This is a genomic window from Streptomyces sp. NPDC093097, assembly GCF_044754325.1.
In the GTDB taxonomy this organism is placed as follows: Bacteria; Actinomycetota; Actinomycetes; order Streptomycetales; family Streptomycetaceae; genus Streptomyces.
Genome location: NZ_JBIVOW010000003.1, coordinates 370,925 through 385,876, shown reverse-complemented (window position 1 = coordinate 385,876; position 14,952 = coordinate 370,925). Strand labels below are relative to the sequence as shown.

The 14,952-nt window shown below is 74.1% G+C and carries 9 protein-coding genes; 8 read left to right on the top strand and 1 reads right to left on the bottom strand.

Translation table 11 applies throughout. The features are described from left to right. The first annotated feature begins 80 nt into the window (after nt 1-80). The 6 genes from iolB to ACIQE0_RS07030 all read left to right on the top strand — a co-directional run bounded on the left by iolB (nt 81) and on the right by ACIQE0_RS07030 (nt 9,698). On the top strand, nt 81-1,076 hold the full coding sequence (gene iolB / locus ACIQE0_RS07055; protein WP_402329601.1) for a 5-deoxy-glucuronate isomerase: 996 nt from the start codon (nt 81-83) through the stop codon (nt 1,074-1,076). Further along, nucleotides 1,073-3,079: a 3D-(3,5/4)-trihydroxycyclohexane-1,2-dione acylhydrolase (decyclizing) gene (gene iolD, locus ACIQE0_RS07050; protein WP_366336478.1), complete on the top strand. Its 2,007-nt coding sequence runs from the start codon at nt 1,073-1,075 to the stop codon at nt 3,077-3,079. Before iolB ends, iolD begins: the two co-directional genes overlap by 4 nt. A gap of 31 nt (nt 3,080-3,110) precedes the next feature. Then, on the top strand, nt 3,111-4,604 hold the full coding sequence (locus ACIQE0_RS07045; RefSeq protein ID WP_366336480.1) for a CoA-acylating methylmalonate-semialdehyde dehydrogenase: 1,494 nt from the start codon (nt 3,111-3,113) through the stop codon (nt 4,602-4,604). Between the two features lie 227 nt (nt 4,605-4,831). Beyond that, entirely contained in the window at nt 4,832-5,968 is a 1,137-nt protein-coding gene (locus ACIQE0_RS07040) for a hypothetical protein (RefSeq protein ID WP_402329599.1), read from the top strand. 161 nt (nt 5,969-6,129) lie between these two features. Continuing rightward, a complete protein-coding gene (locus ACIQE0_RS07035) occupies nt 6,130-8,844 on the top strand; it encodes an alpha/beta fold hydrolase (protein WP_402329597.1) in 2,715 nt (904 codons plus the stop codon). Then, nucleotides 8,841-9,698, top strand: coding sequence for an ABC transporter permease (locus ACIQE0_RS07030; protein WP_366336486.1), 858 nt, complete (start codon nt 8,841-8,843; stop codon nt 9,696-9,698). Before ACIQE0_RS07035 ends, ACIQE0_RS07030 begins: the two co-directional genes overlap by 4 nt. 85 nt (nt 9,699-9,783) lie before the next feature. On the opposite strand, the gene ACIQE0_RS07025 is transcribed toward ACIQE0_RS07030, so the two are convergent. Further along, entirely contained in the window at nt 9,784-10,794 is a 1,011-nt protein-coding gene (locus ACIQE0_RS07025) for an alpha/beta hydrolase (protein ID WP_402329596.1), read from the bottom strand. A gap of 321 nt (nt 10,795-11,115) precedes the next feature. Here ACIQE0_RS07025 and ACIQE0_RS07020 point away from each other — a divergent pair, with 321 nt between their 5' ends. Continuing rightward, on the top strand, nt 11,116-13,182 hold the full coding sequence (locus ACIQE0_RS07020) for an FUSC family protein (RefSeq protein ID WP_366336490.1): 2,067 nt from the start codon (nt 11,116-11,118) through the stop codon (nt 13,180-13,182). Nucleotides 13,183-13,367: 185 nt separating this feature from the next. Beyond that, a complete protein-coding gene (locus ACIQE0_RS07015; protein ID WP_402329595.1) occupies nt 13,368-14,558 on the top strand; it encodes a rod shape-determining protein in 1,191 nt (396 codons plus the stop codon). Nucleotides 14,559-14,952: the final 394 nt, after the last annotated feature.

Below are 14,952 nucleotides of genomic sequence, written 5' to 3'. Positions count from 1 at the left end.
CCGGCCGCGGCCGGCGCCGGAGCGGGCGCGCCGCACCGCCGTCCATGTCACTGTCAGTGGTGAGTAGGAGACTTGTTGTCATGAGTGCTGAGTTTGCAGACACCCGGGAAGGCCACCGGTCCGCACAGGCGCGGGAGGGGGCGGGCGGCCCCGCGGCCCGCGCCTGCGACCGGTCCGCCGGCTTCCATCTCGCGGCCGGCCGCGGCGCCGCCGGTCCCTACGTCCTCGACGTCTCGCCCGAGCGGGCCGGCTGGGGGTACTCCTCGCTGCGGATCCTCGAACTGCCGTCGGGCGGCGACCACTCCTTCGCGACCGGCGACAGCGAGTGGATCGTGCTGCCGCTCTCCGGCGGCTGCACGGTCCAGGTGGACGGTCCTAAGGAGGCGCGCTTCGAACTGGCCGGCCGGGAGAGCGTGTTCAGCGGGGTGACCGACTTCGCCTACGTGCCGCGGGACGCGCGGGTGCGGATCGGCAGCCGGGCCGGCGGGCGGTTCGCGCTCACCGGGGCGCGCTGCGCACGCCGGCTGCCCGCCCGGTACGGCGCCGCGTCCGACGTGCCCGTGGAGCTGCGCGGCACCGGCAGCTGCTCCCGGCAGGTCAACAACTTCGGCGCGGCCGACGTGTTCGACTGCGACCGGCTGATCGCGGTGGAAGTGCTCACCCCCGGCGGCAACTGGTCGTCCTACCCACCGCACAAGCACGACGAGTGCCGCCCCGGGGAGGAGTCCGAGCTGGAGGAGATCTACTACTTCGAGATCGCGGCCGCCCACGGGACGGACGGCCTGGGCTACCAGCGGGTGACGCCCTCCGGGCGCGGCCGCGGCACGGAGGTCCTCGCCGAGGTCCGTACGGGCGATGCGGTGCTGATCCCGGACGGCTGGCACGGCCCGTCCATCGCCGCCCCCGGCCACGACATGTACTACCTCAACGTCATGGCGGGGCCGGGCGAGCAGCGCGAGTGGCTGATCTGCGACCACCCCGACCACGGCTGGATCCGTACGACCTGGCCGCAGCAGCCGGTCGACCCCCGACTCCCCCTGTACACCAGCCCGGCACCGGCAGGAGACCCGCGATGACCGCGCCGACGAGCGACCCGACGAACCCTCCGACGAACGACCCGATCAAGACCCCGGGCCACGCCGCCGACACCACCGCAAAGGCGGCGGCGGCCCCCGCGCCCGGGACCCGGCGGCTGACCGTCGCCCAGGCCCTGGTCGAGTTCCTGGCCCACCAGTACACAGAGCGGGACGGCCGCCGGCACCGCCTGATCGCCGCCTGCTGGGGCATCTTCGGCCATGGCAACGTCGCCGGGATCGGGCAGGCGCTGCTGGAGTCCGGCAGCGCGGCGCCCCAGGCCGGTGGGCCGCCGAGGCTCCCGTACTTCCAGGGGCGCAACGAACAGGCCATGGTGCACGCCGCGGTGGGGTTCGCGCGCCAGCGCGACCGGCTCTCGGCGCAGGCGGTGACCACCTCCATCGGGCCCGGCGCCACCAACCTCGTCACCGGCGCCGCGCTCGCCACCGTCAACCGCATCCCGGTCCTGCTGCTGCCCGGCGACGTGTTCGCCACCCGCCCCGCCGACCCGGTGCTCCAGCAGCTCGAAGTGCCCACCGCGGGCGATGTGTCGGTCAACGACGCGCTGCGCCCGGTCTCCCGCTACTTCGACCGGATCACCCGCCCCGAGGCGCTGATCCCGGCCGCCCTCCAGGCGATGCGGGTGCTCGCCGACCCGGTCGAGACCGGCGCCGTCACCCTCGCCCTGCCGCAGGACGTCCAGGCCGAGGCGTACGACTGGCCAGCGGAGTTCTTCGCCGACCGGGTGTGGCGGGTCCCCCGGCCCGCGCCGGACGCCGACGCGCTGGCGGAGGCGGTCCGGGCGGTGCGGCAGGCCCGCCGGCCGCTGATCGTCGCGGGCGGCGGCGTCCACCACAGCGAGGCGGAGGCGGCGCTGCGGGCGTTCGCCGAGGCGACGGGCATCCCCGTGGCGTCCACCCAGGCGGGCAAGGGCTCGCTGGCCCACGACCACCCGGCGGACGTCGGCGGCATCGGCCACACCGGCACCGCCACCGCCGACGGACTGGCCCGCCGCGCCGACCTGGTGATCGGCGTCGGCACCCGCTACACCGACTTCACCACCGCCTCCGGCACCCTCTTCGCCGAGCCCGAAGTCCGCTTCGTCAACCTCAACATCGCCGCGTTCGACTCCCACAAGCTCGGTGCCCTCGCCCTGGTCGCCGACGCCCGCGCCGGACTCGACGCGCTCCGCGAGGCCCTGGCCGGCCACCGGGTCGACGCGGCCTACGAGGCGGAGTACGCCGCCGCCAAGGCGGACTGGGAGCGCCGGGTGGACGCCGCCTACGCGGCACCGGACCCGTCCGCGCAGCCGTCGCAGACCCAGCTCCTCGGCGCCCTGGACGGGATCGTCGACGCGGACGACATCGTGCTCAACGCGGCCGGTTCCCTCCCCGGCGACCTGCACAAACTCTGGCGCGCCCGGTCCCGCAGGCAGTACCACCTCGAATACGGCTACTCCTGCATGGGCTATGAGATCCCGGCCGCGATCGGGGTCAAGATGGCCGCTCCCGACCGCCCGGTGTGGGCGCTCGTCGGCGACGGTACATACCTGATGAACCCCACTGAAATCGTCACCGCCGTCCAGGAGGGCATCAACATCACCCTCGTCCTCGTCCAGAACCACGGCTACGCCTCCATCGGCGGCCTCTCCCAGGAGACCGGCGGCGAGCGCTTCGGCACCGACTACCGCTTCCGCGCCGCGGACGGCACGTACACCGGCGCGCCGCTGCCCGTCGATCTCGCGGCCAACGCCGCCTCCCTGGGCATGCGGGTGCTGCGCGCCTCGACCGTCGCCGAGCTGCGCACCGCCCTGGCCGAGGCCCGTGGCGCAAAAACGCCCACATGTGTCTATGTGGAGACGCAAACATCTGACACAGTGCCGGGCGCGCCGCCGGCCCAGGCCTGGTGGGATGTACCCGTTGCCGAGACCGCGACGCGTCCGGCGGCCCTCGCCGCCCGCCGGGCGTACGACGAGCACGCCGCCGCCCGCCGCCGCCACCTCTGACATCCGCATCGCCGCACGAAAGGCCCTTCGCATGAAGACCATCAACCACTGGATCGGCGGGAAGCCCGTGGAGGGCGTCTCCGGCAACTTCGGGCCGGTCTACAACCCGGCCACCGGGGCCCAGGAGAAGCAGGTCGCCTTCGCCTCCGTCGAGGAGGTGGACGCCGCCGTCCGCACCGCCAAGGAGGCGTACCGCAGCTGGCGCGACAGCTCGCTGGCCAAGCGCACCGCGGTGCTCTTCAAGTACCGCGAGCTGGTCGACGCGCACCGCGAGGAGCTGGCCCGCCTGATCACCGCCGAGCACGGCAAGGTGCACTCCGACGCGCTGGGCGAGGTCGCCCGCGGTCTGGAGATCATCGAGCTGGCCTGCGGCATCCCGGAGAAGCTCAAGGGCGAGCTGTCCACCCAGGTCTCGACGCGGGTGGACGTGGCCTCGATCCGCCAGGCGCTGGGCGTGGTCGCCGGCATCACGCCGTTCAACTTCCCGGCGATGGTGCCGATGTGGATGTTCCCGCTCGCCATCGCCTGCGGCAACACCTTCGTGCTCAAGCCCAGCGAGAAGGTCCCCGGCGCCGCCTTCAAACTCGCCGAGCTGGCCGCCGAGGCGGGCCTGCCCGACGGCGTACTGAACGTCGTCAACGGCGACAAGGTGGCCGTCGACGCGCTGCTGGCGCACCCCGACGTCGCCGCGGTCTCCTTCGTGGGCTCCACCCCGATCGCGCGCTACATCCACACCACCGGCACCGCCAACGGCAAGCGCGTCCAGGCCCTGGGAGGCGCCAAGAACCACATGCTGGTCCTCCCGGACGCCGACCTCGACCTGGCCGCCGACTCCGCGATCAACGCCGCGTACGGCTCGGCCGGTGAGCGCTGCATGGCGATCTCCGTGGTCGTCGCCGTCGGCGACACCGCCGACCCGCTGATCGGCAAGATCAAGGAGCGCGCCGACAAGCTGCGCATCGGCCCCGGCGACGACCCGGCCTCCGAGATGGGCCCCCTGATCACCAAGGCCCACCGCGACAAGGTCGCCTCCTACGTCACCGGCGCCGCCGCGCAGGGCGCCGACGTCGTCATCGACGGCACCGGCCACACCGTCGAGGGCTACGAGGACGGCCACTGGATGGGCGTCTCGCTGCTGGACAACGTCACGCCCGAGATGGACGCCTACCGCGACGAGATCTTCGGCCCGGTGCTCTCGGTCGTCCGCGTCGAGACCTACGAGCAGGCCATCGAGCTGATGAACTCCTCGCCGTGGGGCAACGGCACCGCGATCTTCACCCGGGACGGCGGCGCGGCCCGCCGCTTCCAGCTGGAGGTCGAGGCCGGCATGGTCGGCGTCAACGTGCCGATCCCGGTCCCGGTGGGCTACCACTCCTTCGGTGGCTGGAAGGACTCGCTCTTCGGCGACCACCACATCTACGGCAACGACGGCGTGCACTTCTACACCCGCGGCAAGGTCGTCACCACCCGCTGGCCCGACCCGGCCGACGGCGGCATCAACCTGGGCTTCCCCAGCAACCACTGACGCCCGCCCGGGTCCCCGTCCGGCGGGGCGCCCCCCTCACGGGCGCTCCCGCCCAGGTGCCCTGCCGGCCGCCGCCGGCAGGGCGCCGGCACGCCCGCGCTCCTCGGCCGGCCCGCCCCCGGCGGCGGTCCCCGCCCAGGGGGAGACCGCGCCCGGCGCCCGTTGCTACGGTGCTGCTCGCGCCGCCGGACACCGGCAGGCGCGGCATCGAGACGACGGGGGATGACATGGCACAAGGCATGGCGCTGACCAAGGGCGCCCGGATCACGGTGGGCGTTCTCTGCCTGCTGTTCTTCTTGTGGACGGCGTGCTGGATGGTCGTCGACCTCGCGGAGTTCGGCGTCGCCGGCGTCTGGGGAAGCTGGACCGGCAGCCTCGTGCCCGGTCCCAACGAGGTCACCGATCCCGTCCAGTTGGGCTTCTGCCTCCTCCAGCTGACGGCCGCCCTCGCGGCGCTGGCGGGCCGCCGCTCGGCCGGCGGGCTGCTGGCCGTGGCCACCACCGCCACGTTCGCCACCGCCCTCCAGGCCCTGGTGAGCGTCGGCAGCCACACCAGCGACGAACGCTGGTTCCGCAGCGCCACCAGCGGCACCGCGGTCTTCGACTTGGTCTTCGTCGGCAGCATGGGACTGTTCCTGCTGTCGCTGGTCGCCGGTGTGGTGCTGCTGGCCGGGATGCGGTCCTGGCCGCGCCCGTCGCCCACTACCCCGCCGGCTCGGCCGGCCGGGCCCGCCGCCGTGCTCGGCGGGCTGGTGCTCGGCGCGATGGCGCTGGGCTACCTCGCCTGGCAGGTCTACATCCTGGTGCAGGGCGGCAGCGGGACCTTCAAGATCTTCTACCTGGGCAAGGGCGCGCTGAGCACCCTGCTCTCGCTCGCCCCCGGCTGGTACTCGGTGGTGTTCTTCGTGCTGACCGCCGTCGCCGCGGTCAACTGCCTGGTCCGCGGGTGCGCGGCCCGCGGCCTCTCCCTCGGCCTGGCCATCGCCTTCCTGCCCAACGCGGTGTTCACGGTCATCGCGCTCGCCGGCACCGGCACCCTGTTCCGGATCAACGGCACGATGCCCGGACTGAGCATCATCGGCGACGTCCAGCTGGCGCTCGACCTGTTCGGCTCGCTGGTGCTGGTCGCGCTGATGGTCCGCGGCGAGCCGGTCGGGCCCGCCTGGCAGCAGCCCGCCCCGGCCCCGATGTTCGGCGCCCCCGGGTTCGTCCCGGGGCCGGTCGCCGCGCCCCCGGCCGGCTGGCAGCAGCCCGGCCCGCCGCCCATGCCCCCGGTCGGCGGCCCGCCCATGCCGCCCGCACCGGCCGTCCCGCCGGGCATCCCGCAGCCCCCGCAGGGCGGTTACGGCCCGCCCCAGTACTGACACCGGAGCGGACGGGCGGCGGCCGGCGGGGCCGGGCCGCCCGTGCCCCGGGGCCGTACCACGGACGCGGTACGGCCCCGGGGCGGCTACTGCGCCGGGAGGGCGCCCGGTTCCGTCCCGGGGACGGGTCGCCCGGCGGGCGACGTACCTAGGATTCAGCCATGGATCTCCGACTGCGCGGGCGCCGGCTCCACGCCATCGTGGGCGCGCTGGCCCTCCTCATAGGGGGCGGCACCTGGGTGGCCGCCGCCTCCGACGCCCCGCCCGCGGTGCACCGCGAGGACCACGTCCTGGCGCTGCCCAGGACGCCCGGCGGCAAGACCACGGTGCGGATCGACACCTCCTTCTTCAGCGCCGGCGGCACCACCGGCCGCCGGCCCGCGGTCCTCCTCGCCCACGGCTTCGGCGGCAGCAAGGCCGATGTCCGCCCGGAGGCCGAGCAGTTGGCCCGGTCCGGCTACGCGGTGCTGACCTGGTCGGCGCGCGGCTTCGGCAGGTCCACCGGCGCGATCGGGCTGAACGACCCGGCCGGCGAGGTCGCCGACGTCAGCCGGCTGATCGACTGGCTCGCCAAGCGCCCCGAGGTGCGGCTCGACAGGCCCGGCGACCCGCGCGTGGGCATCGCCGGGGCCTCCTACGGCGGCGCGGTCGCGCTGCTGGCCGCCGGCCACGATCCGCGCGTCGACGCCATCGCCCCGCAGATCACCTACTGGAACCTCGCCGACGCCCTGTTCCCCAACGGGGTGTTCAAGAAGCTGTGGGCCGGGATCTTCTTCACCACCGGGGCGGCCGGCACACCCACCGGTGCGCCGGGCGGCGCCCCCGCCCCGGCCGACCCGGCCTCCGGCGGCTGCGGCCGGTTCCAGCCGGCCCTGTGCGCGATGTACGAACGGGTCGCGGTCAGCGGGAAACCGGACGCCGCGGCCCGCCGGCTCCTCGCCGACCGCAGCCCCTCCGCCGTCGCCGACCGCATCCGGGTGCCCGCCCTGCTCATGCAGGGCCAGACCGACTCGCTGTTCCCGCTCGGCCAGGCCGACGCCATGGCGCGGGCGCTGCGCCGCAACGGCGCCCCCGTCGCCGTCGACTGGATCGCCGGCGGGCACGACGGCGGCGACCGGGAGACCGACCGGCTCACCGCACGGACGACCGCGTGGTTCGACCGCTACCTCAAGGGCGACCGACACGCCGACACCGGGCCGGCGTTCCGGGTCAGCCGCGGCGGAGCGGTGGACTCCACCGCCGGCACCATCCGGCTGCGCGGCGCGAGCGCCGACCGCTACCCGGGCCTGGACCACGACCCGCGCCACCTCACCCTGACCGGCCGGGAGCAGCGCTTCGCCAACCCCGCCGGTGCCGCCCCGCCCGCGATCTCCTCGGTCCCCGGCGCCGGCGCCCTCGGCAGCCTGACCGCCCTCGGCGCCGGCGGCCTCTCCCTGGACTTCCCCGGCCAGAACGCCCACTTCGACTCCGCACCGCTGCGCGCCCCCGTCCACCTCACCGGCAGCCCCACCGCCACCGTGCGCATCCGCGCTAGCTCCCCGGACGCGGTGGTCTTCGCCAAGCTCTACGACGTCGCCCCCGACGGCCGCCGCCAGCTGCTGCCGTCCCAACTGGTCACGCCGTACCGCGTCGAAGGGGCCCGGGACGGCCGGACGGTACGGCTCCAACTGCCCGCCGTCGACCACGACTTCGCCGCCGGCCACCGGCTGCGCCTGGTGCTCGCCGCCACCGACCTGGGCTACGCCACCCCGGCCGAGCCCGCCACCTACACCGTCTCCCTGGCCGGCGGCGGGCTCACCGTGCCCACCGCACCCGAGCTGCGCAGCGCCGCCGCGCCCCTGCCCGCCTGGACCTGGATGCTGCCCGCGGCCGCCGCGGCCCTCGCCGCGCTGCTGCTGCTCACCGCCCGCCGCCGGACCGCGGCGCCCGCCCCCGACCCGGCCCTGGCCGACGTCCCGCTCCAGATCACCGGCCTGAGCAAGCGCTACGCCACCTCCGCCGACCGATACGCCGTCCGCGACCTGGCCTTCCGCGTCGAACGCGGCCAGGTGCTCGGCCTGTTGGGCCCCAACGGCGCGGGCAAGACCACCACCCTGCGGATGCTGATGGGCCTGATCCGCCCGGACGGCGGCGAGGTCCGGGTCTTCGGCCAGGCGATCCGGCCGGGCGCGCCGGTGCTGTCCCGGGTCGGCGCGTTCGTCGAGGGCGCCGGCTTCCTGCCGCATCTGTCCGGCCGCGCCAACCTCGACCTGTACTGGCAGGCGACCGGCCGGCCCGCCGAGGACGCCCACACCGAACAGGCCCTGGAGATCGCCGGGTTGGGCGACGCCCTGGAGCGTGCGGTCCGCACCTACTCGCAGGGCATGCGGCAGCGCCTCGCCCTCGCCCAGGCCATGCTGGGCCTGCCGGACCTGCTGATCCTCGACGAGCCGACCAACGGCCTGGACCCGCCGCAGATCCGCGAGATGCGCGAGGTGATGATCCGGTACGCCGCGGCCGGACGCACCGTCATCGTCTCCAGCCATCTGCTGTCCGAGGTCGAGCAGAGCTGCACCCATCTGGTCGTGATGGACCGCGGCCGGCTGGTGCAGGCCGGGCCGGTCGCCGACATCGTGGGCTCCGGCGACACCGTGCTGATCGGCGTCGGCGCCGCCGCGCCGCTGCCCGACGCGGTGGTGGAGAAGGTCGGCGTGCTGCCGGGCGTGGTCTCGGCGGTCCGCGCCGAGGAGGGCCTGCTGGTCCGGCTCGCCGCACCGGACGGGGTCCCGCACCTGCTGGCCGAGCTGGTGCGGCTGGAGGTCCCCGTGCACCGCGTCGGCCCGCACGGCCGCCTGGAGGACGCCTTCCTCACGCTGATCCAAGGAGACGGACGATGACCGCGACCACCTCCGCGGCGCCCGGCTACCGCGCCCGGCGCACCCTCCCGCTGCGCGTCGAGGCCCGCCGCCAACTGCTGCGCCGCCGCACCCTGGTGATCGCCGCGCTGCTGACGGCGCTGCCGTTCGTCCTGGTCGCGGCGTTCGCGATCGGCGGCGACCCCGGCACCCGCAACACCGGCCGGATCAGCCTGATGGCCACCGCCACCGCCTCCGGCGGCAACTTCGCCGCCACCGCGCTGTTCGTCTCCGCCGGCTTCCTGCTGGTGGTGCCGGTCGCGCTGTTCTGCGGGGACACCGTCGCCTCGGAGGCGAGCTGGTCCTCGCTGCGCTATCTGCTGGCCGCGCCGGTGCCGCGGGCCCGGCTGCTGCTGAGCAAGCTGACCGTGGGGCTGGTGTTCAGCGCCGCCGCGATGCTGCTGCTGCCGCTGGTCGCGCTGGCGGTGGGCACCGCCGCGTACGGCTGGGGCCCGCTCCAGCTGCCCACCGGCGGCACGCTCGCCCCGGGCGACGCGGCGCTGCGGCTGGCGGTGGTGACCGGCTATGTCTTCGTCAGCCAACTGGTCACCGCGGCGCTGGCGTTCTGGCTGTCCACGGTGACCGACGCCCCGCTGGGCGCGGTCGGCGGCGCCGTCGGCCTGACCATCGTCGGCAACGTCCTCGACCAGGTCACTGCGCTCGGCGGCTGGCGCGCCGTCCTGCCCGCCCACTGGCAGTACGCCTGGGCGGACGCCCTCCAGCCCCAACTGGAGTGGTCCGGGATGCTCCAGGGCGCCTCGGTCTCGGTCTCGTACGCGCTGGTGCTGACCGCGCTGGCCTTCCGCGGCTTCGCCCGCAAGGACGTGGTGTCCTGAGCGGCGGCGGGCACCGCCCGCTCACGAAAGAGGGGCGGCCGCGGCGGACTCCGTGTCCGTCGCGGCCGCCCTCAGGCCCTCTCGCTCAGGCGGTCGGCCCCTGCATCTGGGCGCTGACCCACTGCATCGTGCCCATGCCCAGGCCCTCGACGTAGGTGGCGCCGCTGTGCGTGCCGTTCGACACGATCTGCAGCCGCGTCTTCACCGGGCCGCGGCCGTACTGCGCGATGAACCTGCGCACCTTCGGCAGCACGGTGTTCTCCTTGGAACCGTCCTGGAAGGCCAGGTAGACATCGGGACCGCCGCGGGCGATCAGCCGGTGCGCCAGCACCTCGGGGTTGTTCTCCCGCATCTCCTTGAGGTGGCCGCGCCACAGCGGCGAGTCCGGCACGATGTCCGGCCCGTTGGGTATCGCGACCTTGAAGTCCTCCGGGTTCTGGAGCACGTTCTTCAGTGCCGAGAAGCCGCCCGACGAGGAGCCCATGATGCACCAGGCGTTACGGGTCTTCAGGGTGCGGAAGTTCTCCCGGACGAGCTCGGGGACGTCCTTGCTCAACCAGGTGCCGATCTTCGGCTGACCCGGTATGTCACTGCCGTCGTAGTACTGCTTGTCGTTGGGGTTGAGCACCGGCATCACCACGATGAAGGGCAGGCTCTTGCCGGCCTTCGACCAGGAGGCGAGGCTCTCCTCCAACTTCAGGTCGGAGCCTATCCAGTAGTTGACCGGGTAGCCGTAGGCGCCGGGCAGCGCCTCCATGACCGGGAAGCCCTTGTTCGCGTTCTTCTTCTCGTAGTACTCCGGCGGCGCCCAGACCCACACCTTCCCCGTGAAGCCGGACTTCTTCCCGTGATAGGTCGTCAGCGCTATCGGGGTGTTCCCACCGGCCCCGCCGACCCGGCTGGTCTCCTGGAAGGAGATCGGGTGGGTCGGCATCTGCACCAGCGAGCGCGGGTTGGCCGGCGACGTCTGCATGGCGGCGCCCGACTTGCCGCCGAACTGCACGGCCTGGGAGTCGCTCGTGCCGCAGCCTGCCGTCGCGCCGAGCACGGTCAGGGCGATCAACGCGATCACCGGTTTGAAAAGGGATGTGCGCACGGGACCTTCTCCTTGGCGGACGGGCCGGGAGATGTCCCGACCGGCCAGCAAGAGGGGACCGGGCGGGGGCAGGTTTCCCCCGCGAGGTGTCGGCTTGCTCGCACCGCCCCCGCCCAAACCGCCCTGACCTGCTCTGACCTGTGGTGTTTACGCACAGCGGAGATCCGGTTTACCGTGTTTTTCCCGGTGGCGGCGCCACGCCGGCGCCGAAGGGCTCCCCGCCGGCTCCCTCCGCACCGCCCCGTGCGCCCCCCGTCGGACGCGCCCGGCACCCCGGCCCGACACCCCGTCACCCCAGCTCCCGGCCCGTATCCTCTGGCTATGACCTGGTCGCGTGCGCTGAAGGACGCCGCCCGCTCCGGGCTGACCATCGAGCGGGCCAAGCTCACCCCGCTGATCGCGATCCGCGGCACGGTCGGCGTGGCCATCGTCATCGGCCTGTCCCTGTGGTTCGGCAGCCCGGCCCTCGCGGTCTCCTCGGCCTTCGGCGCCTTCGCCTCCGGCACCGCCACCTTCCAGCGCAGCATGCGGCCCCGCCCGGTCCTGGCGCTGGCCGTCGCCGGCGCCCTGGCCTTCTCCACCTTCCTCGGCTACCTCGCCGCCGCCCATGTCGTCGCGTTCGTCGCGCTGCTCGTCGGCTGGACCTTCCTGGCCGGCATGGCCTGGGCGATCGGGCCGGTCTCCGGGCTCACCGGCACCCAGACCGTGGCGATCATGCTGATCACCGTCACCCTCCCGACGTCCGTCCTCGGCGCCCTGGAACACGCCGCGCTGATCGCCTTCGGCGGCCTCGTCCAGGCCACCCTCATCGTCCTGTTCCCGGTGCGCCCCTGGGGCATCCAACGCGACGCCCTCGCCGACGCCCTGGCCGCCGAGGCCGACTACGCCCGGCGGCTGCGGCACGACCCGGTCGCCCCCTTCGACCCCGCCCCCCTGATGGACGCCCGGCTCGCCTCCGCCGTGACGCCCCGCCAGGCCAAGCGCCGCCCCGCCCAGCTGCACGGCCCCCGCGGCCTCGCCGAACGCGTCCGCCCGATCCTCGCCTCGCTGGCCGACCCGGTCGTCGGCGCCCCCCTGGAAGGGCCGGAACGCGACCGCGCCCGCGACCTGCTGGGCGCCGCCGCCACCGTCCTGGACGCCGTCGCCCACGCCGTACGGCACGCCAAACCGGTCCGGCTGCCCCCGGAGGCGATGGCCACCCTCGAAGTCCCGGCCACCGGCCCGATGCTCAGCGGCCCGGCCCGCCGGTCCGCCTTCCGCCTGATCTCCCTGCTGGCCGACGCCGTCGAACTCACCGACGAGCCGGTCAAGGCCACCCGCCCCACCACCGAGGCCGAGCGCGGCCACCTCCTGCGCCCCAGCGTCCCCAAGCTCGTCCCGGCCGCGCTGCGCTCGCTGCGCCGCGAGGCCCGCTGGTCCTCGCACATCTTCCGGCACGCGCTGCGGGTCACCGTGGTCGCCGCCGTCGGCTATCTGCTGGGCGCCGTACTGCACTTCGGCCACGGCTACTGGGCCCCGCTCACCTCCGTCATGGTGATGCGCCCCGACTTCGCGCAGACCTACGCCCGCGGCTTCGCCCGCTTCGCCGGCACCCTCGTCGGGGTGGCCGTGGCCGGCGTCCTGATGGCCCTGGCCCACCCCGGCGTCTACGCCAGCGCCGTCCTCGCCCTTTTCTGCGTCTTCCTCATGTACCTGCTGATGCGCACGGGCCACACGGTCACCTCGGCCTGTATCGCCGCCTATGTCGTCTTCCTGCTCGGCATCGTCGGCGCCGGCTGGGAGCAGACCGTCGAGGAACGCCTTGTCCTCACCCTCATCGGCGGGGTGCTGGCGATGCTCTCGTACGCGGTCTTCCCCGCCTGGGAGACGCCCCGGCTCCGCGACCGCCTCGCCGACTGGCTCACCGCCAACGGCCGTTACGCCCTGGCCGTCTGCGACGCGTACGCCCGGCCCGCCGAGCGCCGCCCCCGCCAGGTCCGCGAGGCCCTGCTGGACTCCCGCGCGGCCCGCGTCGCCTGGGAGGAGAGCGAGGCGCGCGCCGAGAAGGAGCCGGTCCGCCACCACGGCCTCTCGCTCCGCGCGGCCCGCGCCGCCACCGCCGCGCTCGCCACCATGGGGCGCGTCACGATGATCCTGGAGGCCCATCTGCCCGACAAGGAGGCCGAACCCTCGCCCGGCGCCGCCGCGTTCGCCGCCGCGCTCCGCCCCGCGCTGGACCGCGCCTCCCAGGCCGTCCGCGACGGCGCCCCCCTCGACTGGAGCGCACCGCACGCCGCCTGGGAGCACTGGTACGCCGAGGGCGACCACCAGGGCCTCGCCGTCCGCACCGCCGAACTCCTCCTCGACGCCCTCGACGACCTCGCGGAGGCGCTGCCCCCCGACCCCTGACGCCCGCCTTCCCGTGCGGAATTCCCCGGCTCCTGCCGATACTGGACCCTGCGGCGCACCCGCCCCGCAGGAACCATTCCCCAGCCCCAGTAGTCTAGATAATTGCCCGCAATTGGCGTCATTGATAGGTCAATGACGCTCTCTGCGGCGCAATGTCCTCCCGAGAGAGAGCAAGCGAACTCCCCATGGCGTCCAGCACTTCGTCCGGTACGTACGACATAGGCATCGACCTCGGCACCGCCAACACCCTCGTCTACGCCCGCGGCAAAGGCGTGGTGCTGAACGAGCCGTCCGTGGTCGCCGTCAACGCCTCCGGCGACGTCGTCGCCGTCGGCCTGGAAGCCAAGCGCACCATCGGCCGCACGCCCTCCGGGATCACCGCCATGCGCCCCCTGCGGGAAGGCGTCATCGCCGACTTCGACGCGGCCGAGCAGATGCTCCGCGCCCTGATGAAGAAGGCCCTGCCCGGCCGCCGCTTCTCCCGCCCCCGGGTCGTCATCTGCGTCCCCTCCGGCATCACGGGGGTGGAGCGGCGGGCCGTCATCGACTCCGCGCGCGGCGCCGGCGCCCGCGAAGTGCACCTGATAGAGGAGCCGATGGCCGCCGCGATCGGCGCGGGCCTCCCGGTGGCCGAACCGGTCGGCTGCATGGTCGTCGACATCGGCGGCGGCACGACGGAGGTCGCCGTCATCTCCATGGGCGGCCTGGTCACCGCCCAGTCCGTACGGGTCGCCGGCGATGCCATGGACGCCGCCATCACCACGTACATCAAGAAGGAGCACGGTCTGGCCATCGGCGAGCGCACCGCCGAGGACATCAAGATCGCCATCGGCTCGGCCGCCTGGGACCCGGACGCCCCCACCCTCGACCCCTTCCCCCTCCCCACCCTCCCCTTCACATCGGACGCCGACGCCGACGCCGACGCCGACAGCGACAGCGACGCCGCATCCGACACCGACGCGGCCCCCGAGCCCCGTCCCCACCAGGCCCCGCTGCCCGCCTCCTACACCATCCGCGGCCGCGACCACCTCAGCGGTCTGCCCCGGCTCCTGGAGGTCACCACCGGAGAGATCCGCGCCGCCCTGGCCGAGCCGGTCGAGGCCATCGTCCGCGCCGTCCACCGCACCCTCGACGAATGCCCGCCGGAGCTCTCCGGCGACATCATCGAACACGGCATCGCCCTCACCGGCGGCGGCGCCCTGCTCCGCGGCCTGGACCGCCGCCTCCGCCAGGAGATGGGCGTCCCCGTCGTGGTCGCCGCCGACCCCCTGGACTGCGTCGTCAACGGCACCGCCAAGTGCGTCGACGAATTCGCCACCCTCCACGGCCTCCTGACGGACGCACTGGACCAGCCCCGCAGGGCGGTACGCCTCTAGCTGCCCTGCTGCCCTGCGTTGCCGGCTCCCTTGCCAACGGGAAGCCGGCAACGCACGGAGCGCCCGCCCGCCAACTCCCCCCACTCTCCCGCCCGTTCACCCCCACGGCGAACGCCGCGGAACGTATCCCCCGGCCCTCCGACCGACCAGCCGGCCTCATCCCGCACGGCGGCGCGTTCCGCCCTCGCGCAGTGGCAGGGGCAAGGGCTTGTCGAGATGGGGGGAGGGGCGGCGGAGGGTTCGCTCTCCCGGCCGGCCAGGAGGCTCCCTGAGGTGCCCGGGCCGTCCCTGAGGTGCCCGGAGAACTTCGACGCGTAGGTGACCAACCACCCGTCGCACCCCGGCGCTGCCTTCTTACTGGCCACATGCCTGCTGGCCAGCAAAAAGACCCTCC